The following is a 23,282-nucleotide window of genomic DNA, read 5'->3' as shown; positions in this document are numbered from 1 at the left end:
CAATCGGCCTCACGTTGTTAATATGTTTTTATTGTGTTGCCAAATTGCTACAACTATGCTTGTATCGTTCATATATTGACCGCCAACCTTCTCCAGATTGAACGATAAAGGGAGGAACACGAATCATGCACAGCACCGCATCCGATGCCTTTATCAACAGCTGTTTGGCGACCATTACGCACCTGATCCCGGTCTCCGCCGGGGTGTTTTATCTGGTCGATCGCGACCTGCGGCCGGATCACTACATCCTGCACGGCATGCCCGATAAAACGCATCAGCAGTACCTGAACCACTTCCAGCAAATTGACCCGCTGCAGCCGGCCAATTTCCACCGGCAAGACATCACCATGGTCGGCATGAGCCCGGCGGCGATCGCCGGCAACCGCCGCTATTACCACGACTTTATGCTGCCGAACGACATGCGCGACATGACGGAGATTTTTATTCGCCAGCGTAAGCGCATCGTTGCCGGGGTGTCGCTGATCCGCGATACGCCGTTTACCGAAGTGGAGCGCGGCCGCCTGCGCGCGGTGCTGCCGCTGATCGAGCTGGCGACGCGCGATCTGCTGCCCGACAGCGAGGCGCAGCTGCTGACCGCCAAAGAGCAAGAGATCGTCAACATGGTGCGCGAAGGCGCCAGCAATAAGCGCATCGCCCTGAAGCTGGGCATTTCGCTGTCTACGGTGAAAACCCATATGCGCAATATTTTCGCCAAAACCGACGTGGTGAACCGCACCGAACTGGTCGCCGGCGGTTTTCTCGCTCACGGTTAACGCCCGATAACGGCCGCCGCTGCCGACGGCCGGAAAATAACGCCAGAACATATTCGCCATTTATGGCGCGGCTTCCCCCTGCCCGCAATCGGGCCGGGCGGGATATTTCATCGTCACTCAACGCTTGGGGAAAAGGTTTATGTCCAGTGATTCGGTTTCCGCGCCCGCCGTCGGCGCGGCGCTCCCCTGCCCGCCGCGGCTGCTGACCGCCATTATCGTCTTCGCCGCCATCGCGCCGGGCATTCTGATGACCGCCCCCGCCGTGGCCGCCCAGCTCGCGACTCAGTGGCAGCTCGGCCCGGCGCAGATCGGCCACCTGTTCTCCACCGAACTCGGCGCCATGAGCCTGGCCACGCTGCCGGCGTGGTGGTGGATCGGGCGCATCAACTGGCGGCGGGTCGCTACGCTGTCGGCGCTGGTGTTTATCGCCGGCAACCTGGCTTCGGCGCTGGTGCAGGATTTCACCCTGCTGCTGCCGCTGCGCTTTATCGCCTCGCTGGCGGGCGGCACCCTGATGATCCTGTGCATCACCTGCGCCGCCGGCACCGCCAATCCCAGCCGGGTGTATGCCTTCTGGGTGCTCGGCCAGCTGGTGCTGGGCGCGGTCGGGCTGCTGGTGCTGCCGCCGCTGTTCGCGCACTTCGGTCTGATGGCGGTCTACCTGATTTTGGCGGCCATCATGCTGTGCTGTCTGCCGCTCATCCCGGCGTTCCCCAACGGTTTTACCGCCGCCCGCGCCGCCCGCAGCGGCCCCGCCGCCTCGCTGGCGCGCAAGCTGTGCGCCGTGCTGGCGGTGCTGACCTTTTACATCAGCCTGAGCGCGGTCTGGACCTTTATCGGCGGCATCGCCGCCGGCGCCGGGCTGTCGCCGGCCCACAGCGGCCAGGTGCTGGCCGTCGCCACCTTGCTCGGCATCGTCGGCGCCGGCGCCGCGGCGCTGATCGGCGCGCGCTTCAGCGGCGGGCGCCTGATCGTGCTGGGGTACGCCCTGCTGCTGGCCAGCGTGGCGCTGCTGACAGGCCAACCCCTGCTGCTGCGCTTCGCCCTGGCGGCCCTGCTGTTCAAATTCACCTGGACCTTTGTGCTGCCATTCATTCTGGCGCGGGTCGCCGGGTTGGATAACGACGGCAAGCTGATGAACGGCATCAACCTGGTGATCGGCGGCGGCATGGCCATCGGCCCGACGCTGGCCGGCTCCTTAATCGAATATTCCGGCGGTTTCAACGCCTTGCTGTTCGGCGCGCTGGGCTGCGCGCTGCTGTCGCTGCTGTTGATTTCGCTGGCTTCACCGCGCGCACCGCGCCGTATAACAGGAGGAGAAAGGTGAAAAGAACAACCGGTTTCTTGTTTGATGAACGCTGTTTCTGGCACAGCACCGGCCTGCACGCCACCACCCTGCCGGTCGGCGGCTGGGTGCAACCGCCTTCCGGCGCCGGCCACGCCGAATCGCCGGAAACCAAGCGGCGCATGAAGAACCTGATGGACGTGTCCGGCCTGTCGCGCCAACTCACCCTGCTGAGCGCCGAACCGGCGACGGAAGAAGACCTGCTGCGCATCCACCCCGCCCACTACCTGCAGCGCTTCAAACAGGTGAGCGACAGCGGCGGCGGCCTGCTGGGGGAGGAGGCGCCGCTGGGGCCGGGCAGCTATGAAATCGCCAAACTCTCCGCCGGGCTGGCCTGCGCGGCGGTGGAGGCGGTGCTGCAGGGCGAGCTGGATAACGCCTATGCGCTGTCGCGCCCGCCGGGCCACCACTGCCTGCCGGATCAATCGATGGGCTTCTGCTTCCTGGCCAATATTCCCATCGCCATCGAGCGCGCCAAGGCCCGCTACGGCCTGGGCAAGGTGGCGGTGCTCGACTGGGACGTGCACCACGGCAACGGCACCCAGCATATCTATTGGCAGCGCGGCGACGTGCTGACGCTGTCGCTGCATCAGGACGGCTGCTTCCCGGCGGGCTATTCCGGCGAACAGGATCGCGGTGAAGGCGCCGGGGCAGGCTGCAATGTCAACGTGCCGATGCTGGCCGGCGCCGGCGACGACGGCTACCTGCACGCCATGCGGCGCATCATTATCCCGGCGCTGGAAAAATTCGAGCCGGAGCTGATCATCGTCGCCTGCGGCTACGATGCCAACGCGCTCGATCCGCTGGCGCGCATGCAGCTGCACAGCGACAGCTTCCGCGCCATGACCGCGCTGGTGCAAGACGCCGCCGACCGGCTGTGCGGCGGCAAGCTGGTGATGGTGCATGAAGGCGGCTACGCCGAATCCTACGTGCCGTTCTGCGGACTGGCGGTGATGGAGCAGCTGAGCGGCGTGCGCACGGAAGTGCAGGATCCGCTGCTAGAGTTCATCCAGCAACAGCAGCCGCGCGACGCCTTCAATCGCTTCCAGCGCGAAGCGCTCGACGAACTGGCGCGCCAGTTCGGTCTGTAATGTCCTCTCGAGCGGGCGCCGCATCCGGCGCCCCTGACAAGCTCGCCGCCAGCCGCTACGCTGAAGGGCAACCCTACCACCATGAGAACAATAACATGTCCGAACAAACCGTCAGCTTTATCAAAGGCCGCCACGGCGACATCGCCTTGCACGACTGGGGAAACGACAAGCCGCGCTATCTGGCGCTGCTGGTGCACGGCTACGGCGAGCATCTCGGCCGCTATCAATACGTGGCGCGCACGCTGCAGGCGCAGGGGGCGCGGGTATTCGGCCCCGATCATCTGGGCCACGGCCTGTCGCAGGGCGAGCGCGTGCTGATCGAGGATTATGACGCCATCGTCGACGACGTTCAGCGCGTGGTCGAGCATCTTCGCCAACAGTATCCGACGCTGCCGCTGGTGGTGATCGGCCACTCGATGGGCGGCATGATCGCCACCCGCTACGTGCAGCGTTATGGCGAGGAGGTGCGCGCATTGGTGCTGTCCGGCCCGCTGCTCGGCGACAGAACGGCGATTTCCGATCTGGCCGAGTTGCCGACGATCCCCGACGCGCCGCTGGATACCGCCACCCTGGCGCGCGATCCGGCGGTTGGAGCGGCCTATCAGGAAGATCCGCTGGTGTGGCACGGGCCGTTTAAGCGCCCCACTCTGCGCGCCATGCAACGGATCCTCGCCGCCATCAACGCCGGGCCGGGGTTCGGCGCGCTGCCTACGCTGTGGATCCACGGCGACGACGATCGGCTGGTGCTGATGAGCGAAACGCAAACCGCGCTCGATCGTCTGCAGGGCGACGATTTCGAACGGATGATCAACACGGGCGGGCGGCACGAGAGCTTTAACGAAACCAATAAGGATCAGATCCTCAAACGGGTAACCGACTTTATTGCGCGGGCGTTAGGTTAAGGTGCTCCCCCTCGGCATTCAGCCTGCTGAGGGGGGCATGACGGCGTCAGCCCTCGACGATGGCGAGGTAGTGTTTGACGAAGCGATCCGAGGTGATGTCCCAACGCACCGGAGTGCCTTTCTCGACGAACCAGGAATCGCCGGCCTGATAGTGCACCGACTCGCCGGTGCGTTCGTTGGTCAGGGTGGCGCTGCCTTCCCACACCGTGGCGTGCTCGGCGAACGGGTACTCCATCACGAAGCTGCCGCGGGTGCAGCTGAACACGCCGCAGTTCAGGTTGTCGGTCGGTTCGCCGAAGATGCTGGCCACGCCGACGTTTGGCGTGCCGGCGATCACCGTGGCGCCCAGGTTGCTGACGCTGCCGATCTCCAGCAGTTCCGGCAGCGGTTGTTTAAGCAGTAACGGTTTCATGTCATTCTCCTCTGAGGGTTAACGGCGGCCTTTCCAGTAGCCGGATGTCTGGTGCCAAACCTTACCGGCGGTGGTCATCACCCGCCGCAGCTTGTCCTTGCCGAAGATGTTGACGTGCGGGATCGAGCTCATCAGATCGTAGCGATCGGATCCTTCGCTCATGCCCTCCGCCAGCACCTTGCACACGATGTGGCTCGGCGTCACGCCGAAGCCGGAGTAGCCTTGCACATAAAACACGTTGTCGCGATCCGGCAGCGTGCCGATCTGCGGGAACAGGTTGGCGCTGCAGCACAGCGGGCCGCCCCAGGCCAGATCGATCTTCACGTCTTTCAGGTACGGGAACACCTTCAGCATCAGGTTGCGGTTCCAGGCCTTGAGATCCGACGGGAAATATTCGATCAGGCGAGTGGCGCTGCCGAACAGCAGCCGGTTTTCGTTGGTCACCCGGTAATAGTCGATCACCGGGCGAATGTCGCTGTAGGCGCCGCGGATCGGACTGATCTGACGGATCAGATCGTCAGACAGCGGCTCGGTGGCCAGCTGGAAGGCGTAGGTGTTGATGGTCTTGCGGTAGATCTGCGGCTCCATGCCGTTGAGGAAGCCGTTGCAGGCCCACAGCATTTTGTTGGCGCGCACCGAGCCCATGGCGGTGCGCACCGTGATGCGCGGCCCGTATTCCACGTTGAGCACGCTGCTGTTCTCGAAGATTTTCACCCCGTAGCCGCTCAGCGCCTTGGCCTCGCCCAGCAGCAGGTTGAGCGAATGCACGTGGCCGCCGCCCATGTGTTTCAGCGCGCAGGTGTAGGCGTCGGAGCCCACCACCTGCTTCACCTCCGCACCGGTGTAAAGCTCGATCTCCTCCTCCGGCGCCACCGCCCTGAACTCCTTCAGCCAACCGCGCAGGGTCTTCTCCTGACGCGCGTTGCTGCCGAGATAGCCGTAGCCGAAACAGAAATCGGCGTCGATGTCATATTTCTTGATGCGCTCGCGGATAATGCCGGCGCCGAGGTTGCTGATCTTGAAGATGGTTTCCAGCCCGGCCGGGCCGACGTGGCGTTTGATCTTCTCCAGATCGTGGCCGATGCCGGCCATCACCTGGCCGCCGTTGCGCCCGGTGCCGCCGTAGCCCAGATAGCGGCCTTCGAGGATGGCGATATTGGTGATGCCCTTCTCTGCCAGCTCCAGCGCGGTGTTGATACCGGAGAAGCCGCCGCCGATGATCACCACGTCAACGTCCAGATCCTCTTCCAGCGTCGGGAAGCGCAGATCGTATTTTTTGGTCGCCGCGTAGTAGGTTAAGGACTCGATTTCGTTGTTCACTGCCGCACTCCCGATTGCCTATGCCATGACATCGGATTATCGGGAGCCGTGGGATTGTCCGCTATGTCCCCTTAGGGACATTCGCTACAAAAAATTAACATTCACGCGCTGCGCCGCTGCGGGGCGGTCAGCAGCAGGCTGAACAGTTCGGCCTGCGAGCCGATGTTCAGCTTGCCGTAGATGTTCTTGCGGTGATTTTTTACCGTGCCGAGGCTGATGAACAGCCGGTCGGCGATCTGCTGCGAACCGCAGCCGGCGAGGATCAGATCGACGATCTCGCGCTCGCGCGGCGTCAGCAAATAACGCGCCTGCGCGCCGTCGTCGTTCACCGTGTCGGCATCGGCCGGTGCCGCCACCACTTCGCCGTGCAGCCGCGCCACGCTTTTCACCAGCGTCAGCGCGCTGCGCAGATCCGCCCGCTGCGGGTAACGCACCGCCACCGTGCGGCGCGCCGAGCCAAAGAACACTCCCAGCCCGCGCTCCGGCGTCAATTGCAGCAGCACGCCGGCCTCGTCGTGCCAGCCGGTCTTGCGATAAAAGTTACGGTAATAGTCGCTGTGATAAAACCCGCAGGGTGCCAGCTGACGCAACGTCAGCACCTCGCCTTCGCCGCCGTCGTTCAGCGCGCGGTAAAACGGATCCTGCAGGTAGGCGCCCTGCTGGTAGATCTGGTTGACCGCGTCGCTGTTTTCCCGCTCGGTTTTGATCAGGCAGCGCGGCGGCCGGCCGCGTTCGAAGGCATAGACGATGGCGTTGTCGAAGGCGAAAAACCCTTCCAGCCAGTTCAGCAGGCTGGGATAAAAACGCGGGCTGGCCACCGCATCGATCACCGCAGACAAGCGTTCAACCTGAATATCCATACCCGCCTCGCCATTATTAATACATTAACAATCTACCGATTTCGGATGGGGTTGGCCGCATGACGGCCGGTACTGTTAAAAAAAGCATCCGGCGAGCCGAAATGCAAGAACGAGATCGTTTACATGTTAAACAACTCACAGGTTGCCGCGGCGGGGAAAGCGGTGGCCGCTCCGCGCCCGCTGGCTTATGCTGTGGCATCGCGCCCCGCAACGCCGTCAAGGAGACCTCATGTCCGTCAGCCATATCATCGCCAACCGCCAGACCTGGTTCGGCCACGGCAGCATCCAACAGCTGCCGCCGCTGCTGCTGGCCGATCCGCAGCCGACGCTGCTGTTCAGCTGCCGCTCTTTTCTCAACGGCCCGGTGTACGCCGGCCTGCGCGAGTCGCTGACGCCGCTGTTCATCGGCACTGAGATCGTCAGCCACGAGGCGTCGCCGCAGGAAATCGACGCCTGGGTGGCGCGCTGGCGCGGCCAGGCGCGGCGCGTGGTGGCCATCGGCGGCGGCAGCGTGCTGGACGCCGCCAAGGCGTTCTCCGCGCTGGTGGAGCACCCGCTGCCAACGCTGCGCTATATGGAAAAGGTGGGCGACAGCAAAATCAGCGGCGCCACCCTGCCGCTGATCGCCATTCCCACCACCGCCGGCACCGGCAGCGAGGTGACGCAGAACGCGGTGATCACCGATACCCAGGTCAGCAAAGTGAAAGCCTCGCTGCGCCATAATAACTTCGTGCCGCACACCGCCATTCTCGATCCGCAGCTGCTGGCCGGCGCGCCGGACAAGGTGCTGGCCTACTGCGCCATCGACGCCTTCACCCACCTGTTCGAGGCCTATCTGTCGAAAACCGCCGGCGCCATGACGCGCGATATGTCGCTGAGCGGCATCCGCCACTTCCTCGCCGCCTGGCCGGCGCTCAACCGCAGCGACGCGGCGCGCGAAGCGATTATGCAGGCTTCGTACCTCGGGGGGCTGACGCTGAGCGCCGCCGGGCTGGGGGTCATTCACGGCATCGCCGGCGAGATCGGCGCGCTGCGCGACTACCATCACGGCCAGGTCTGCGGCCGCCTGCTGCTGCCGTTCCTCACCCTGCTGGAAAGCAGCGAACAGCCGCAGCAGCGCGCACTGATGGCCGAGCTGGCCACGCGCCTGTACCCGCACTGGCAGGGCAGCCCGGAGAGCTACCTGACCGATTTCATCACCCGCCACACCATCGCGCCGTTCTGGCAGGACGATTTGCCGATTTCCGGCCAGGAATTGGCGGTGGCGCTGGAGAAATCCAACAGCAAGAATTCCTGGATCGACTATGCGCCGGCGCAGCGGCAACGGATGATCGAAGAGGCGTTTCGCGTCGAATGATTATATAATCAGATCAACGCACTAGCAGGAGTAAGGAAATGGGCATCATCGGCTGGATCTTCGCCGGCATCGCGGTCGGCATCCTGGTCGGCGCGCTGATCAGAATCTTCGGCAAGAAGAAAGAGCAGTAAGCGTCACGCTGTTCCGTGGGCCGCCAGCAGGCACTCATGGAACAGCTTCACCACCCGCTGCGGTACCGGCGAGCGGCGCAGCACGCTGGAGTATTCGCAGTGATAGCGGAACAGCGCCGGTTTGATCGCCCGCATCAGGTTCTGCGCCACAAAAAACGCCGCGTAGTGATCCGGCAGAAAGCCGACGTATTTGCCGGACAGAATTAACGTCGCTATCGACTCCTGCGCAAATCCCGTCGCCTTGCGATGCAAATGTTGCTGCAGGCTCAGTTCCATATTCGGCGAATGATAGCCTAATCCGGCGAAGGCATAATTGTGCAGCAGATCCCAATTTAATGTTTCATGGCGAGCGGAAAATAATTCATGCTGCGCGCCGCAATATAAGAACATCCTCTCACTGAATAACGAATGATAAGATAAACTTTCTGCGCTGCGGTGCATGGGAATAACCCCAACCTGAAATTGCCCGTCAATAACGCCGCGTTCAATGGTATTAATCGGCTCCACATACATTTGCAAAGAAACCTCCGGCGCGCGCTCGCTGAATAACGCGATAGCCCGGCCGATCTGCGCCTGCGGATTGCTGACCGTATGGTCGAATATCGCCACGTGCAGCTGCCCGCCCATGCGCTGGTGCACCTCGTCCACCCCGCGCCGGAACGCCTCGGTGGCCGCCAGCAGGTTGACGGTTTCTTGGTAGATAATCAGCCCCTCGTCGGTGACCGCAAAGCCCTCGCGCCCGCGCTGGCACAGCGTCAGGCCCAGCCGCTGCTCCAGATCCTTGATGTGCTTGCTGATGGTCGACAGGCTGATGTTCAGCTCCAGTTCGGCGGCGCTCATGCCGCCGCAGTCGACCACGGCCTTGAATACCCGCAGCAAACGCAGATCCATATCCGACAATTGTCCCAGCAACGCGCGCTTTTTTACTTGCATAAAACCTTAAGTAAGTTTCGACATATGATTATTCACAGTAGAGAACAAGCGGTACATAGTCAATTTCGCACAACAATTCGTTAACAACTCATTTTATTTAATTAATCGCACTTATTTTCCTGCCCGGAGGAAAACATGGCCGCTGAAAATTATTCGCTTAATCGTCTCGATGCCGCAGGGTTAGAAGCCCATTGGATGCCTTTTACCGGCAACCGCAATTTTAAAGCGCAGCCGCGCATCATTACTCAGGCCGCAGGGGCGTATTACACCAGCCACGACGGCAGAAAGATTTTCGACGGCCTGTCCGGATTGTGGTGCTGCGGATTGGGGCACGGCCGGCAGGAAATCACCGACGCCGCCCAGCGCCAACTGGCGACGCTGGATTACTCGCCGGCGTTTCAGTTCGGCCACCCGCTGTCGTTCGAGCTAGCCAACAAAATCAAAGCGATGACGCCGGCGGGGCTGGATTACGTGTTCTTCACCGGCTCCGGCTCGGAAGCGGCGGACACCTCGCTGAAAATGGCGCGCGCTTACTGGCGCGCCAAAGGCCAGGCGGGCAAAACCTGCTTTATCGGCCGGGAAAAGGGCTACCACGGCGTTAACTTCGGCGGTATCTCAGTCGGCGGCATCGCCGGCAACCGCAAGACGTTCGGCGCCGGCGCCGAGGCGGATCACCTGCCGCACACCCTGCTGGCCGGCAACGCCTTTTCGCGCGGCATGCCGCAACAGGGGGCGGAGCTGGCGGATGAGCTCAGCCGCATCATCGCGCTGCGCGACGCCTCGACGATCGCCGCGGTGATCGTCGAACCGTTCTCTGGCTCCGCCGGGGTGATCGTGCCGCCGGTCGGCTATCTGCAGCGCCTGCGCGAGATCTGCACCCAGCATGACATTCTGCTGATCTTCGACGAAGTGATCACCGCCTTCGGCCGCTGCGGCGCGATGACCGGCGCCGAGGCGTTCGGCGTCACGCCGGACATCATGAACATCGCCAAACAGGTGACCAACGGCGCGCAGCCGATGGGCGCGGTGGTGGTGCGGCCGGAGATCTACCGCACCTTCATGAACGGCGGCGAGCCGGACTACCAGCTCGAATTCCCGCACGGCTACACCTACTCCGCTCATCCGGTCAGCTGCGCGGTCGCGCTGGCGACGCTGGACATCCTGCAGCGCGAACAGATGGTGGAGCGCGTGCAGGCGCTGGCGCCCTATTTCGAACGCGCGGTGCACAGTCTGCAGGGGGCCAAACACGTCGCCGACATTCGCAATATCGGCCTGGCGGCCGGCATCACGCTGGCGGCGTGGCCCGGTGAACCGGCGCGGCGCCCCTTCGAGGCGGCGATGCGCTGCTGGGAAAGCGGATTTTACGTGCGCTACGGCGGCGACACCCTGCAGTTGGCGCCGCCGTTCATCAGCAGCGAGGCGCAGATCGATGCGCTGATCAACGCCGTCGGCGACGCCCTCAACGCCACCGAATAAGGAGAGAATCATGACCATTACCCATTGGATCAACGGCGAGCCTGCCACCGGCGGCGAACGCAGCCAGCCGGTTTACGACCCGGCCACCGGCCAATCGGCGCAGGAGGTGCAGCTGGCCGACCGCGCCACGGTGGAGCGCGCCATCGCCGCCGCCGAACAGGCCTATCCCGCCTGGCGCGATACCCCGCCGCTGAAACGCGCGCGCATCATGATGAAGCTCAAGGATCTGCTGGAGCAGCATGCTGACGCCGTCTGCCAATTGATCACCGCCGAGCACGGCAAAGTGCTCAGCGACGCCCTGGGCGAACTGCAGCGCGGCATCGAGAATATCGAATACGCCGGCTATGTGCCGGAACTGCTGAAGGGCGAACACAGCAAAGAGGCCGGCCCAGGCATCGACAGCTGGAGCGAGTTTCAACCGCTGGGGGTGGTGGCGGGCATCACACCGTTCAACTTCCCGGCGATGGTGCCGCTGTGGATGTGGCCAATGGCGGTCGCCTGCGGCAACACCTTCGTGCTGAAGCCTTCCGAGCGCGTCCCTTCCGCCGCGCTGTATATCGCGCGGCTGGCGGCGGAGGCCGGGCTGCCGCCGGGGGTGCTCAACGTGGTCAACGGCGATCGCGAAGCGGTGGAGACGCTGCTGCATGACGGGCGCATCAAAGCGATCAGCTTCGTCGGTTCGACGCCGGTGGCGGAGCACATCTATCACACCGGCTGCGCGCAGAACAAACGGGTACAGGCGCTGGGCGGCGCCAAGAACCACGCGGTGGTGCTGCCGGACGCCGATATCCCCGGCGCGGTCGGCGCACTGATGGGCGCGGCGTTCGGCTCCTGCGGCCAGCGCTGCATGGCCATCCCGCTGGTGGTCGCGGTGGGCGACGGCACCGCCGACGCGCTGATCGCCGGGCTGCGGCAACAGATGGCCGCCATGCGCGTCGGCCCCGGCAGCGACAACCGCAACGACATGGGGCCGCTGGTGACCCAACAGCATTATCAGAAGGTGAAAGGCTATATCGATCAGGGCGTGGCCGAAGGCGCCGAGCTGCTGGTGGACGGCCGCGAACTGCGCGTGACGGACGCCGACGGCCGCCCCAGCCAGGGGTATTTCCTCGGCCCGACGCTGTTCGACCGCGTGACGCCCGGCATGCACATCTATCAGGAAGAGATCTTCGGCCCGGTGCTTGGCGTGGTGCGCGCGGCGTCGCTGCAAGAGGCGATGGCCTTGATCGACGCCCACGAATACGGCAACGGCACCTGCCTGTTCACCCGCGACGGCGAAGCGGCGCGTTACTTCTCCAGCCGCATTCAGGTCGGCATGGTGGGGATCAACGTGGCGCTGCCGGTGCCGGTGGCCTACCACTCGTTCGGCGGCTGGAAGCGCTCGCTGTTTGGCGATCTGCACGCCTACGGCCCGGACGCGGTCAGGTTCTACACCAAACGCAAGACCGTGACCCAGCGCTGGCCGGCCTCCGGCGATGCCCGCCGCGCCAGTTTCAGCTTCCCGTCGGGGCAGGGGTAACACATAAGAACAATAAACTTCCGGGGAGCACAGCTCCCCGGCATTTCGCGCGCTCCATTTGATTTCTGCGTACAGCCTGTGCAGCAAAACAATAATTCACTCACACGTTAATGGAGTCGTTAACCATGCAAGAGTCCGCCCCTGAACACACTTTCAAAGGCAATCTCAGCGTCCTCGACGTGGTGATGATTACCGCGTCCGGCGTGACGCCGGCCAGTTCGATCTTCGTCATCGCGCCGCTGGCGATCGCCAGCGCCGGCAGCGGCGCCTTTCTGTCGTTTCTGATCGCCGCCTGCGTCGCCGCCACCATCGCGCTGTGCTATGCCGAGCTCGGCGCCGCGCACCCCAGCGCCGGCGGCGAATACAGCATCATCAAACGCCTGTTCGGCACCCTGTGCGGGTTGCAGACCTACCTGTTTATTCTCAGCGCCGCGCTGTTCGTGCCGGCGGTGCTGGCCACCGGCGCCGTGCCCTATCTGAATACCGCACTGGGCACCTCATTCGACGCCTCCACCGCCGGCATGATCACCGTGCTGATCGGCGGCGCCTGCGCCATTTTCAACATCAAGGCCAACGCCCTGCTGACCGGCGCCTTTCTGGTGGTGGAAGTGGCGGTGCTGGCGCTGATCGCCTGGCTCGGTTTCAGCCATCCGCATCAAAGCGCGGAGATCCTCACCGCGCCGGTGATGCTGGACGCGCAGGGCAGCCTGGCGCCGGTGTCGCTGCCGCTGATCGTCGCCATGGTCGGGGTCGCGCTGTTCTCCTACAACGGCTACGGCGCAGCGGTGTACATGGCGGAAGACATGCGCGAACAGGGCAAACCGATGGCGGTCGCGATCATGCTGACGCTGGTCATCGTGGTGCTGGTGGAGCTGGTGCCGTTCACCGCCCTGCTGATCGGCTCGCCGTCGCTGACGGAGATGGCCAAACAGGCCGACCCGGTCAGCTATGTGGTCACCCAGCTCGGCGGCCCGACGCTGGCGCGGGTGGTGAGCGGCGCGATTTATCTGTCGGTGTTCAACGCCATTATCGCCATCGTGGCGCAGTTCAGCCGCATGATGTTCGCCAGCGGGCGCGACGGCTTCTGGCTGCCGGCGTTCAACCGGGCGCTGAAAATCATCCACCCGCGCTTCGGCACCCCCTGGATCGCCACCCTGCTGTTCGGCGTGCCCTCGGCGCTGTTGGCGTTTTGCTCCGATCTCGAATCGCTGACCTCGTTCACCGTGATCCTGCTGCTGCTAGTGTACATCATCATGGCGGTGGCGGCGCTGATCAGCCGCCGTCGCCGCCACTTCCATCACCCGTACCTGATGCCGCTGTGGCCGCTGCCGGTGCTGGCGGCGCTGCTGTGCTGCCTGTACGTGCTGTGGACGATTTTGATCGCCAGCAGCCTGAAAGACTTTATTATCATTGCCGGCATCATCGGCTTCGGGCTGGCGCTGAACCATCTGCGCGGCCGCCAGACGGCGCCCCTCGCCGCCCCCTCAATAGAAGGAGAATAACCATGACGCAGCGCGCTCAGGATCTGGGCATAATCATCGGCCAGGGCACGCCCGGCCCGCTGAACGCCATCACCGACGTGCCCGGCGTGCGCGTCGGCCATGCCAGCCTTCATGCCGATTTGGCGGACGGGCGCAGCGTGCGCACCGGCGTGACGGTGATCGAACCGCGCCCCGGCTCCGCCCGCCACGCCCCCTGCTTTGCCGGCGTGCACGTGCTGAACGGCAACGGCGACGCCACCGGCCTGGAATGGGTGCGCGAAGCGGGGCTGCTGACCAGCCCGATCGCCTTCACCAACACCCACAGCGTGGGCGTGGTGCGCGATGCGCTGATCGCGCTGGAACGCGAAGCGCTGCCCGCGAGCGACAACGCGGTGTACTGGAATATGCCGGTGGTGATGGAAACCTTCGATGGCCTGCTCAACGACATCAACGGCTTTCACGTCAAGGCCGAGCACGTGCGCCTGGCGCAGCAGGCGGCCCGTGGCGGCTTGCCGCAGGAAGGCGCGGTCGGCGGCGGCAGCGGCATGATCTGCCATGAATTCAAAGGCGGCAGCGGCACCGCATCGCGCCGCTTGCCCGCCGATCAGGGCGGCTGGACGGTGGGCGCCATCGTGCAGGCCAACCACGGCAAGCGCGAGTCGCTGCTGGTGGGCGGTTATCCGGTGGGCCGCCACCTGGGGCATATCCCCTCGCCGTTCACGCCGCAGTTGCCGCATCCCGGCATGGGCTCCATCGTGGTGGCGCTGGCGACCGACGCGCCGCTGCTGCCGCACCAGTGCGCGCGCCTGGCGCAGCGCGCCAGCATCGGCATCGCCCGCACCGGCGGCGGCACCGAGGATTCAAGCGGCGATATCTTTATCGCCTTCGCCACCGGCAACGACGGTCTGCCGCCCGCCGACTACGCCAATAAAGGCGCCTTCACCACGCCGCTGCGCATGGTGAACAACGACTATATTTCGGCGCTGTTCGCGGCGGCGGCGGAAGCGGTAGAGGAAGCGATCGTCAATGCGCTGCTGGCGGCCAATAGCGTCAGTGGCAACGGCCATCGGGCGGAAGGGTTGAGCGCCGAGCAGCTGGTGACGGCGCTGGAGAAGGCCGGCTGGCGACGGTAAACAACGCGGGGCGCGGGGGTAGCCACGCCCTGATAATCAGGATCCGCCGCCCGGCTTGGGCGTCGGGTAATCGTAATCCAGCTTCAAGGGTTCGGCATAGACGCTGTTCCACAGCTGTTGGTACAGCTGGTCCAACCGCCCGCTCATCGCCGCGCTGTGCAGCACCAGCTCCAGATTGCGCGAGTTGTCCAGATAGCCGCCGGTCCAGTTGCTGGTGCCAATCCAGGCAATCTCATCATCGATGGTCATCAGCTTGCTGTGGATCACGCGGGCAAACGGGATGAAGCCGCTGCTGGCCGGCGGAATGGTCACCACCTTGATCTGCACGTTCGGCACCAGCGCCAGGCTCTTCAGCCAGGCGATATCCGGCTTTTTGGTGTTCCAGTTGGCCACCATCAGCTCGATCTGCACGCCGCGCGCCGCCGCACTGCGCAGCGCGTTGTCGATAACCGCATAGAAGGGGCGGCTGCGCTCCGGGCCAAACGACAGCGGCGCGTAATCCATGACCTGCACCCGCACCCGCCGTTTGGCGTCGGCCAGCAGGCGCGGCAGCTCGGCCTGCGAATCGAGCACGCCCGCCGGATTGTAGGCGCGCGGGCTGGCCACCAGATAGTTGCCCTGCGGGGGCGCGGTCGGCGGCGAATCGGGCAGCGCCGGCACCGGCTTATCCTGCGCCAGCAGCGCCTGCGCCCGCCAGTCCTGTTCGAAGATCGCCTGGATCTGCCCCACCACCTTGGCGTCGCTGATGCGCAGCCCGGTTTCGTGAATATGCTCCAGCGCGCGCCAGTCGAAGTTCTGGCTGCCGACAAACGCCTGTTCGCCGTCCACCAGCAGATACTTGGCGTGCAGGATGCCGCCGCTCAGCTTCTGGTAAGGAATGATGCGCAGCTCCAGATTGGGGATCGCCTTCAGCTGTTCCAGCGTTTCGGCGGTGGAGTTGCGGATGCCTTTCTCCTCCATCAGGAAACGGATTTTCACCCCGCGCTCACCGGCCGCCTTCAGGCGCTGCAGCACGCCGTCCAGCAGCGAACCGTCCTGATTCGCCACGTAAAACTGCCCCAGGTCGATGCGGGTTTTCGCCGCGTCGAACATCTCGCGCCACACCTCGGCGGTGTTGCGCAGGTCGTCGGCCTGCAGCGCAGTTTCTACCGGTGCGGTATACACCAGCTCATAACCGGGAATCGCAAAACGCGCCGCAGCGCTCTGGCTCAACATCAACAAACAACCGCCCCACAATGCCGTATAAAGGCGGCCGAACGGCCGCCGTGTTGGATGGCCATTAGGCATAGCGCGGCGCCCCGCTGTCAACCCATTGTTCGCCGCTGCCGCTCTCCGGGCGGCTGGCCGGTTGACCGGCGCGGATCAGCAGCACCTTCAGCAGCTCGTTGATGCGCTCCATGCGGCTCTGCAGGAAGTTGTTGGCCACCAGGCACAGCAGCGCGATGGCGATGCCGAGACCAGTGGCGTACAGCGCGGTGCCCATCCCGGCCGACACCAGGCTCGGCTCGGAGACGCCCGAAGCGGCCAGCGCCTTGAAGGTTTCGATGATCCCCATCACCGTGCCCAGCAGCCCCAGCAACGGCGCGGCGGTGACCACGGTTTCCAGCAGCCACAGGCCGCGCGCCATCGGCGGCTTGCTCAGCAGATACTGGGCGTCGATCAGATCGCCGATCGCCTCGCGATCGCCGGCGCGGTGTTTCTGCGCCAGCACCGGCGCGATCACCGCCATCGGCAGGCTGTTGCGCTGGGTCAGCGCGTCCGGCAGATCGGCCGCGCGGCGCACCTCCGGCGTCAGCGCCTGCTCCAGCCGGCGCGCCTGGCGCTGGGTATAAGCGAAGTACAGCGTGCGTTCGATGATGATCACCAGCGCGATCGCCAGCGCGGCGTACATCACGTAGAAAATAATGTCGTGCAACAGATTGGCGTCCATACAGGGTTCCTCTTCCCCGCCGCCGGGCAGGCAGCGGGGCATTCAGTTAAAAGGTGGCTTCCAGCGAGACGCTGAAGGTGCGTTCTTCGCCGACGTTGTAATACGGGGTGCTGGCCTTCACGCCGCCGTAGGGCGCCGCGTTGAAGGTGGTGGTGCGCACCGAGGTCAGGTATTCCTTGTCAAACAGGTTGCTGATGCCAAAGCGCAGCGCGGCGCTTTTGACGATTTTCTTGTCCACCGGCAGATGCACCCCCGCCGCCAGATCGAACACCGTGCGGCCGCCGATCTTCTCGTCGTTGGTCAAGTCGCCGTAGAATGCGCTGACGTACTTGCCGCTGACGCTGCCGTAATACAGCCCGTCGTCATAACCCAACGTCATGTTCAGCAGGTTTTTCGGCACGTTCGGCACCTCTTTACCGGAGGTCGGCAGCGGCTGCCCGCCATTGCTGACGATGTCGTTCTTCTGCTTCGATTGGGTATAGGTATAAGAGGTGTAGTAGTTGAAGTTATGCGGCAGTTGGCCGCTCCACTCCAGCTCCAGCCCTTTGTTCTCCACGTTGCCGATGTTCATCATCTCGTAGTCGCCGGCCGCGTTGGTGGTGGAGATCTGGCGATCGCTGTAGCGCATGTAGAACAGCGTGGCGCTCAGCAGCATGTCCTCTTGCTGGAAACGCCAGCCCAGTTCGTGGTTCCAGCTCAGCTCCGGCTTGGTGCTGAGCGAGTCGCCGACGTTGTACAGCACGTAGTTGGGCGGCGTGCGCATGTTGCGCGTCAGGTTGTAGAACACCTGGTTTTCCTGGTTCACCTTATAGCTGGCGCTAAAGTTCGGCAGGAATTCGTGATAGGTGGCTTTGCGCTTCTCCGGCACGTTGTACAGGCTGCCGCGGTTGTCCCCTTTACGCTCCACGTACTGATAGGCCAGGCCGCCGACGAAGGTCCAGTCCGGTGTGGCAAACCAGGTGTCCTGCAGCCACACTTTCTGTGCCGGGGTGATGGTGTACTGGTTGCGCCCCTGCACGGTGTTGCCGTTGGCGTCCTTCACCTGATCGGAACCGCCGGGTTTCCCCCAAATCTGTGACGGGTTGCCGTCGCCCTTGATGCTGATGAACGGCTGAGTCTGCAGTTGGCGCGCGCGCTCGTACCAATAACCGACGTCCAGGCTGTGCTGATCGTTAATGTCCCACTTCAGCTTGGTGGTGATGCCCGGCCGCCAGGTTTGGGTCCACGACGGGCGGTAATAGGTGTTGGACTGCAGGTTGCTGAGGTCATACTGCCCGGCTCTGTCCGACGTGCTGGACAATACCGACGCCGTCTGGCCGTTGAAGCTGCCGCCGTTGCCCCAGTAGTAATACGGCTGCAGGGTCAGCGACAGGTTGTCGCGCAGCTGCAGTTTCTGGGTGAACGACAGCGTAAAGTTCTCGAACGGGTTGCGTTCAATCTTGTAATACTTGTTCAACTGCCCTTTGCTGTTGTACTCCGGCGAGGTGACATAATCGGTGTCACGGCCGTCGTTTTGGAACTGCGCCTTGCTCAGGGTGTTGTAGTTGGTGTTGTTCTGGCGGTTGTACTTCATCACCAGATTGCTGCTGTTGCCGTTGCCGTCTTCATACAGCGAATTCATCTCGAACTTGTCGGAGTACAGCCGCCCCTCGCCGCGCCATTTCTTCGCCTCGGTGTGCGAATAGGAGAGCCAGTTGCTGAAGCCGTTGTACTCGCCGGTCTCCAGGCGGGCGAAGGTTTTGCTCAGGCTGTTGCTGCCCAGCGTCTGCTTGACGAAACCGCCGAAGTCTTTCGCCGGGCGGCGCGTCACCAGGCCGATGTTGCCGCCGCTGGAGCCGATGTGCGGGCCGTCCGCTTCGGAAGACCCCTGGGTGACGAACACCTCCTCCAGGTTTTCCGCGTCGCCCAGCAGGTTCGGGTAGACCGCGTAGTTGCCGGAGTCGTTGATCGGGATGCCGTCCATCGACAGGCCGATCTGATCCGAGTTCATGCCGCGCATGGTGTAGTCCACGCCGCTCAGGCCGCTGGCGTCGTTGCTGTTGACGTTCAGGCCCGGCGTGTATTTCAGTTTATCGATGGCGTTAGCCGCCGACGGCATTTTGTCCATCGCCTCTTTGGTGACGGTGGAGCGCGCCTTGGCGCTGTCGTCCTGCACCATCATGCCGCCGCCGAGCGACTGCCCCTTGACGCTGATGGTGCCGACATCGGTGGCGTCGGCCGCCAGCGCGGCGCCCGGCAGCATCGCCGACATCACCGCCAGATAGATCCCAGAACGATTAAACGATTTCATTGTGTGCATCCCATAAAAATCAAACGATTAACCCTTGCGCTAAGGCGCCTGATAATTGAACGTCGCGGTAAATCTTTTGGTTGTTTGCCCGGCGAACGCCTCGCTCGGGAACGGCTTTACTGAACTGATGCTTTGCAGGCTGCTCATCGCCGCGCGATTCAGCAGCATGCTGGCGGCCTTGTTGGCGATGCCGGAAGAGAGCACCCGCCCGCTGCGATCGACCTCCAGCCACACCTCGACGTTGCCCTGCGGGCGCTCGAGCGAGGCCTGCCGCCCGCTCGGGTAGCGCTTGCGCTGTTCCAGCTCACGGCGCAAGGCCAGCAGGTAGCCGTTTTCTATCGCCTGCGCGTTCACCTTCGGCGCTGCGGGGGCGGCCGGTGCGGGCTGCGCCGCCGGTTTGCTGACCAGCGCGCGCGGTGCGGCGGGCGCCGGCGTCGGTTTAGGTTTCTCTACCGGTTTGGCTTTCTCTTTCACCGGTTTGGGCTTTGGCTGTGGCTTCGGCACCGGCTTGGCTTCCACGATCGGTTCCGGCGCCGGCACCACCGGTTCGGGGAGCGGCTCCGGCTCGGGCGGCGGCGGTTCGGGCTGAGGCTCCGGCGGCGTTTCCGGTTGGGGTTCCGGCGCCGGTTCAGGTTCCACCAGCGCCAGTTCAATGGCGGTTTCGTCGTAGCGCGGCTGGATCTTCAGCGCCGCCTGTTGGCTGGCGAACAGCAGGCAACCGGCGACAATCAGCGCCGGCAACCAGCTGAAAAGATGACGTGAGCGATAGAGCAGATACATGTCACAGCTTCCGTGTCGCGATGGAGACGGAGAAGAAGCCGCCCTGGCGCAGGTTGTCCATGACCGCCACCAGCCGCTCGACCGCCACGCCTTTGTCGCTGTTGACGATGATGGTGGTGGTCTGGTTGGTCTGCTGCTGTTGCTTCAGCGTGTTGACCAACGCGTCGAGCGCGATCGGCTGGCCATCCAGCTGCAGCTGTTCGTCGGCCCCCAGCGTGATGATCGCTTTCTTCTGCGGTTTCAGCTGTTGCGCGCTGCCGGCGGACGGCAACTGCGTTTTCAGCCCGAGCGCCGGAATGACGTTCAGGCTGATCAAGACGAAAAACACCAATAAAAACATCATCACGTCGATCATCGGGATCAGTTCGATGTGCGCTTTGTTCTTTTTCGGTTCGTTCCAGTTACGCATGACACTCCCTCCAAAAGCGAAGCAGCCAATATAGGAGGGGTTTGTTTACCTTTTGTTACGCTTGTGTGATCTTATTTTCACAGCGGAGATTTTTTGCGAGAATTTTTTCAATGGCGGGCAATAAATGCGGATATATAACTCATTAATTAGCGATAGTTTTTAATGGAATAATTGCAATGTGGGCCTAACGCCGTGCGGATGACGAGACAATAAATGTGAAAATAGTGACAAGCTGCGCCAACCGGTGGCGGCTTTGCCTCTCACCTCCCAGCGATATCTGCTATTTTTCCCAAGAAAATTCCCAATCCCCCTCTTTAAAACACTCGCCAAAAATAAATGCGACTATATTTAACCAAATAACACCCTTCGTTGAATGGAATATTGCCAATCAAATGGCAGCCGTTATATTTTTAAAGTGAAATAGCGCTACGGCGTTATTTTAGAATTTAATTAAACCCACTAAGTCACCCTTTTATTTATAAGGATTGTATATGAAAGTACTTAGTCAATATGAAGAACAGTACGTTAGCGGTGGCGATCTGAACGCGGCCTGGGATGGGCTGTTGGACGGCGCCATGACCGGCGCGCTGATTGCAGGTAAATCCGCAGGCGCAGGCGGCTTTATTGCCGGTGCGGTCGGCCAATTGGTCGGCACCATCATCGGCGGCGTTGCAGGCGGTGTGGGGCTGGGTCTTTATGGCCTGACGCATACGCAGCAGGAAGTGGCCGACTACGCGAAACATTTCCGCGAGACTATCGGATCCACCTCGACCTCGGTCGGCGGCAGCCTGTAAACATGAATGAATAAATAGTCACCCTTACGGTGACTATTTATTTTATTACAGCACCGTCCCTAATGTCGCGCGCAGCGCTCTTTATGGTTATGGCATCCCTGTATTTTTTCAAACCTGATGTTATCGCACCGGTATTCAATTGAGAAACCATCCACGGGCTGAAAGCGAATGGCGTTAATTTTACCGCCGCCATTAAGTTATTGAGATCGACCCACGCATAATCCGCCACTTCATCAGGATTAGCGCAGAGAGCGCCTTTACAATACGCGGCAAATACCGGGCAAACCTCATTCTCCATGATGCCGGACACGTCGGTCGCCTGATAACTGAAGGCGTCGCTCAGCAGCGTTATCTGCTCGACTTCCGTGCCCAATTCAACCTGAGCGCGACGTATAACGGCCTGCGCCAGCGCCTCTTGCGGCAGGGGATGCCCACAAAAAGAATTGGTCCAGACCCCCGGCCAGGCGATTTTGCTCAACGCGCGCCGGGTGACCAACACTGCACCCTCGACAGTAAACAGGTAGCATGAAAAAGCCAGATGCAGCGGCGTATGCCGCGTGTGGACCTGATCTTTGGGCGTCGTCCCGCAGGGCTGCCAGGCGGCGTCAAGCAGAACGACGTCTTCATTTTTCATCATTGTTATTTCCATGAAAAGGCGGGCCTTTCCCCGCCTGCGGTTTCATTTACTCAGAAGAGGAGGAATGGTCGGCACTTCCGGCGCATTATCGATATCCTGCTGAGTCATGCGAAACTCGGGCGGATAATGCTCCCGTTCCGTTCTGCGAGCAGGTTCGGTATTACGCCAGGTATAAAGGCAGTGTTGACACTGGTATACCGTCCACACGCCCTTGACCGGTGAATGCGCCATGACGTCTATCTGTTTATCGGCACAACGAGGACAAATCATAGGAACTCCTTAATGACGGTTAGCCAGCATGGCGGTTAATTTATCCACCCACAGGGCAGTTTCGGGTAAATCCTTGACCGGCTGGCTGTAGTGGCCGCGCGTATCCGGAGCCACCGGCGTGGTCGCGTCAATGATGAGTTTGTCCGTGATCCCCGCCGGGCTGGAGCCAGGATCCAACTCCAGCACCGACATATTCGGCAATTGTACCAAATCGCCGGCCGGATTGACCTTGGCGGACAGCGCCCACATAACCTGCGGCAGGTTGAAGGGATCGACATCCTCATCGACCATGATCACCATTTTTACATAGCCCAGCCCATGCGGCGTGGTCATCGCCCGCATCCCCACCGCGCGCGCGAAACCGCCGTAACGCTTTTTAGTGGAAATGATGACGAGCAACCCGTGGGTATACATCGCATTAACCGCCTGCACTTCCGGAAACTCGGCTTTCAACTGCTGATACAGCGGCACACAGGTGGCCGGCCCCATCAGGTAGTCGATTTCTGTCCAGGGCATGCCCAGATACAGGGATTCGAAAATCGGCCGCGAGCGGTAAGAAACCTTATCGATGCGCACCACCGTCATGTTGCGGCCGCCGGAATAGTGCCCCGTAAATTCGCCGAACGGGCCTTCAATCTCGCGCTTGCGGCCTTCAATCACCCCTTCAATGATGACTTCGGAACCCCAGGGCACATCAAAGCCGGTCAAGGGGGCCGTCGCTATCGGGTACGGGCTTTCACGCAGGGCGCCGGCCATTTCATACTCCGACTGATCGTATTTGAGCGGCGTCGCCCCCATCAGCGTAATGATCGGGTCATTGCCCAGCGTAATGGCGATAGGCAGATCCTCGCCGCGCTCTTCTGCTTTATGCAGATGCAGCGCGATGTCGTGCATCGGCACGGGCTGCAGGCCCAGCTTACGCTTGCCCTTCACCTCCATGCGATAAATGCCGACGTTTTGCTTGCCGAAGTGGGTCGGATCTTCAGGATCGCGGGAAACCACGCAGGCCTTATCCAGGTAGAATCCACCGTCGCCGTCGTTTAAGCGAAACAGCGGCAGGATCTCAAACAGATTAATCTCCTCACCGTTGACCTCGTTCTCGGCCCAGGGCGGATTATCGCGACGTTCCGCAGAGACGGGAAAATGATCCCAGCGGCGAATATACTCATCGATTTGCTGCTTCACCGGCGTGGCCGGCGGGAGCCCCAGGGCTATGGCGTGATTCTGCCATGACCCGATGGTATTCATGACCACATGCGCGTGTTCAAAGCCTTTAATGTTCCTGAATGCAATGGCGGGGGCGCCCTCACCCATTCTGCCTGTGGCGTTGGCTGCCGCGGCGATATCCGGTTCCGCCTGAACCTCCTCGGTAATATCGAGTAATTGTCCGGCCTCATCCAGCGCCGCTAAATAACTTCGCAGATCGTCATAAGCCATAT

At 62.4% G+C, this 23,282-nt stretch carries 22 protein-coding genes; 10 read left to right on the top strand and 12 right to left on the bottom strand.

Features of this window, described 5'->3' with window-relative positions:
• Positions 1-125: 125 nt before the first annotated feature.
• The 4 genes from ACJ8IJ_RS16050 to ACJ8IJ_RS16035 all read left to right on the top strand — a co-directional run bounded on the left by ACJ8IJ_RS16050 (position 126) and on the right by ACJ8IJ_RS16035 (position 4,111).
• On the top strand, positions 126-773 hold the full coding sequence (locus ACJ8IJ_RS16050) for a helix-turn-helix transcriptional regulator (protein ID WP_004933198.1): 648 nt from the start codon (positions 126-128) through the stop codon (positions 771-773).
• A 139-nt stretch (positions 774-912) separates the two neighbouring features.
• Entirely contained in the window at positions 913-2,100 is a 1,188-nt protein-coding gene (locus ACJ8IJ_RS16045) for an MFS transporter (RefSeq protein WP_015376520.1), read from the top strand.
• Positions 2,097-3,209 carry a class II histone deacetylase gene (locus tag ACJ8IJ_RS16040; protein WP_088381217.1) on the top strand — a complete coding sequence of 371 codons (1,113 nt, stop codon included), beginning with the start codon at positions 2,097-2,099 and terminating at the stop codon, positions 3,207-3,209. Before ACJ8IJ_RS16045 ends, ACJ8IJ_RS16040 begins: the two co-directional genes overlap by 4 nt.
• 95 nt (positions 3,210-3,304) lie before the next feature.
• Positions 3,305-4,111: an alpha/beta hydrolase gene (locus tag ACJ8IJ_RS16035; RefSeq protein ID WP_369324560.1), complete on the top strand. Its 807-nt coding sequence runs from the start codon at positions 3,305-3,307 to the stop codon at positions 4,109-4,111.
• A gap of 46 nt (positions 4,112-4,157) precedes the next feature.
• Here ACJ8IJ_RS16035 and ACJ8IJ_RS16030 read toward each other — a convergent pair whose 3' ends face one another.
• From ACJ8IJ_RS16030 to ACJ8IJ_RS16020, 3 genes are all read right to left on the bottom strand, one after another.
• Entirely contained in the window at positions 4,158-4,523 is a 366-nt protein-coding gene (locus ACJ8IJ_RS16030; RefSeq protein ID WP_004933207.1) for a cupin domain-containing protein, read from the bottom strand.
• 18 nt (positions 4,524-4,541) lie between these two features.
• Positions 4,542-5,843, bottom strand: coding sequence for an NAD(P)/FAD-dependent oxidoreductase (locus ACJ8IJ_RS16025; protein ID WP_015376516.1), 1,302 nt, complete (start codon positions 5,841-5,843; stop codon positions 4,542-4,544).
• 101 nt (positions 5,844-5,944) lie between these two features.
• Positions 5,945-6,703 carry a helix-turn-helix transcriptional regulator gene (locus tag ACJ8IJ_RS16020; RefSeq protein WP_048325996.1) on the bottom strand — a complete coding sequence of 253 codons (759 nt, stop codon included), beginning with the start codon at positions 6,701-6,703 and terminating at the stop codon, positions 5,945-5,947.
• Positions 6,704-6,932: 229 nt separating this feature from the next.
• Here ACJ8IJ_RS16020 and ACJ8IJ_RS16015 point away from each other — a divergent pair, with 229 nt between their 5' ends.
• Positions 6,933-8,060, top strand: a complete 1,128-nt coding sequence (locus ACJ8IJ_RS16015; RefSeq protein WP_442518808.1) for an iron-containing alcohol dehydrogenase — start codon at positions 6,933-6,935, stop codon at positions 8,058-8,060.
• 134 nt (positions 8,061-8,194) lie between these two features.
• On the opposite strand, the gene ACJ8IJ_RS16010 is transcribed toward ACJ8IJ_RS16015, so the two are convergent.
• Entirely contained in the window at positions 8,195-9,124 is a 930-nt protein-coding gene (locus tag ACJ8IJ_RS16010) for a LysR family transcriptional regulator (protein ID WP_033651382.1), read from the bottom strand.
• A gap of 135 nt (positions 9,125-9,259) precedes the next feature.
• Here ACJ8IJ_RS16010 and ACJ8IJ_RS16005 point away from each other — a divergent pair, with 135 nt between their 5' ends.
• The 4 genes from ACJ8IJ_RS16005 to ACJ8IJ_RS15990 all read left to right on the top strand — a co-directional run bounded on the left by ACJ8IJ_RS16005 (position 9,260) and on the right by ACJ8IJ_RS15990 (position 14,733).
• Positions 9,260-10,600, top strand: a complete 1,341-nt coding sequence (locus ACJ8IJ_RS16005) for an aspartate aminotransferase family protein (RefSeq protein WP_442518807.1) — start codon at positions 9,260-9,262, stop codon at positions 10,598-10,600.
• Positions 10,601-10,610: 10 nt separating this feature from the next.
• A complete protein-coding gene (locus tag ACJ8IJ_RS16000; protein WP_442518806.1) occupies positions 10,611-12,119 on the top strand; it encodes a CoA-acylating methylmalonate-semialdehyde dehydrogenase in 1,509 nt (502 codons plus the stop codon).
• Positions 12,120-12,244: 125 nt separating this feature from the next.
• The gene (locus tag ACJ8IJ_RS15995; protein ID WP_442518805.1) at positions 12,245-13,621 is read left to right on the top strand and encodes an APC family permease; all 1,377 of its coding nucleotides are present in this window, start codon (positions 12,245-12,247) and stop codon (positions 13,619-13,621) included.
• Between the two features lie 2 nt (positions 13,622-13,623).
• Positions 13,624-14,733 (top strand): DmpA family aminopeptidase, encoded by a 1,110-nt coding sequence (locus tag ACJ8IJ_RS15990; protein WP_442518804.1) that lies wholly within the window; start codon positions 13,624-13,626, stop codon positions 14,731-14,733.
• A gap of 36 nt (positions 14,734-14,769) precedes the next feature.
• On the opposite strand, the gene ACJ8IJ_RS15985 is transcribed toward ACJ8IJ_RS15990, so the two are convergent.
• The 5 genes from ACJ8IJ_RS15985 to ACJ8IJ_RS15965 are packed head-to-tail and all read right to left on the bottom strand — an operon-like array spanning position 14,770 to position 20,142.
• Positions 14,770-16,020 carry a phospholipase D-like domain-containing protein gene (locus ACJ8IJ_RS15985; protein WP_442518803.1) on the bottom strand — a complete coding sequence of 417 codons (1,251 nt, stop codon included), beginning with the start codon at positions 16,018-16,020 and terminating at the stop codon, positions 14,770-14,772.
• A complete protein-coding gene (locus tag ACJ8IJ_RS15980) occupies positions 16,013-16,663 on the bottom strand; it encodes a MotA/TolQ/ExbB proton channel family protein (protein ID WP_016929215.1) in 651 nt (216 codons plus the stop codon). The genes ACJ8IJ_RS15985 and ACJ8IJ_RS15980 overlap by 8 nt, the downstream gene beginning before the upstream one ends.
• Positions 16,664-16,709: 46 nt before the next feature.
• Positions 16,710-18,953, bottom strand: a complete 2,244-nt coding sequence (locus ACJ8IJ_RS15975; RefSeq protein ID WP_131165174.1) for a TonB-dependent receptor family protein — start codon at positions 18,951-18,953, stop codon at positions 16,710-16,712.
• Between the two features lie 39 nt (positions 18,954-18,992).
• Positions 18,993-19,733 carry an energy transducer TonB family protein gene (locus ACJ8IJ_RS15970; protein WP_121976690.1) on the bottom strand — a complete coding sequence of 247 codons (741 nt, stop codon included), beginning with the start codon at positions 19,731-19,733 and terminating at the stop codon, positions 18,993-18,995.
• Position 19,734: 1 nt separating this feature from the next.
• A complete protein-coding gene (locus ACJ8IJ_RS15965; protein WP_131165173.1) occupies positions 19,735-20,142 on the bottom strand; it encodes an ExbD/TolR family protein in 408 nt (135 codons plus the stop codon).
• A gap of 491 nt (positions 20,143-20,633) precedes the next feature.
• On the opposite strand from ACJ8IJ_RS15965, the gene ACJ8IJ_RS15960 reads away from it, so the two are divergent.
• Complete coding sequence (locus ACJ8IJ_RS15960) at positions 20,634-20,936, top strand: DUF5862 family protein (protein WP_004933246.1); 303 nt, start codon at positions 20,634-20,636, stop codon at positions 20,934-20,936.
• Positions 20,937-20,973: 37 nt separating this feature from the next.
• On the opposite strand, the gene idi is transcribed toward ACJ8IJ_RS15960, so the two are convergent.
• The 3 genes from idi to ACJ8IJ_RS15945 are packed head-to-tail and all read right to left on the bottom strand — an operon-like array spanning position 20,974 to position 23,280.
• Positions 20,974-21,573 carry an isopentenyl-diphosphate Delta-isomerase gene (idi, locus tag ACJ8IJ_RS15955; protein WP_131165172.1) on the bottom strand — a complete coding sequence of 200 codons (600 nt, stop codon included), beginning with the start codon at positions 21,571-21,573 and terminating at the stop codon, positions 20,974-20,976.
• 42 nt (positions 21,574-21,615) lie between these two features.
• A complete protein-coding gene (locus tag ACJ8IJ_RS15950) occupies positions 21,616-21,843 on the bottom strand; it encodes a non-oxidative hydroxyarylic acid decarboxylases subunit D (RefSeq protein ID WP_131165171.1) in 228 nt (75 codons plus the stop codon).
• Between the two features lie 9 nt (positions 21,844-21,852).
• Positions 21,853-23,280, bottom strand: a complete 1,428-nt coding sequence (locus tag ACJ8IJ_RS15945) for a non-oxidative hydroxyarylic acid decarboxylases subunit C (protein WP_015376505.1) — start codon at positions 23,278-23,280, stop codon at positions 21,853-21,855.
• Positions 23,281-23,282: the final 2 nt, after the last annotated feature.

Source organism: Serratia sp. CY40230, assembly GCF_052168835.1.
Taxonomy (GTDB): domain Bacteria; phylum Pseudomonadota; class Gammaproteobacteria; order Enterobacterales; family Enterobacteriaceae; genus Serratia; species Serratia nematodiphila.
This window is presented reverse-complemented; position numbering and strand designations above follow the sequence as displayed.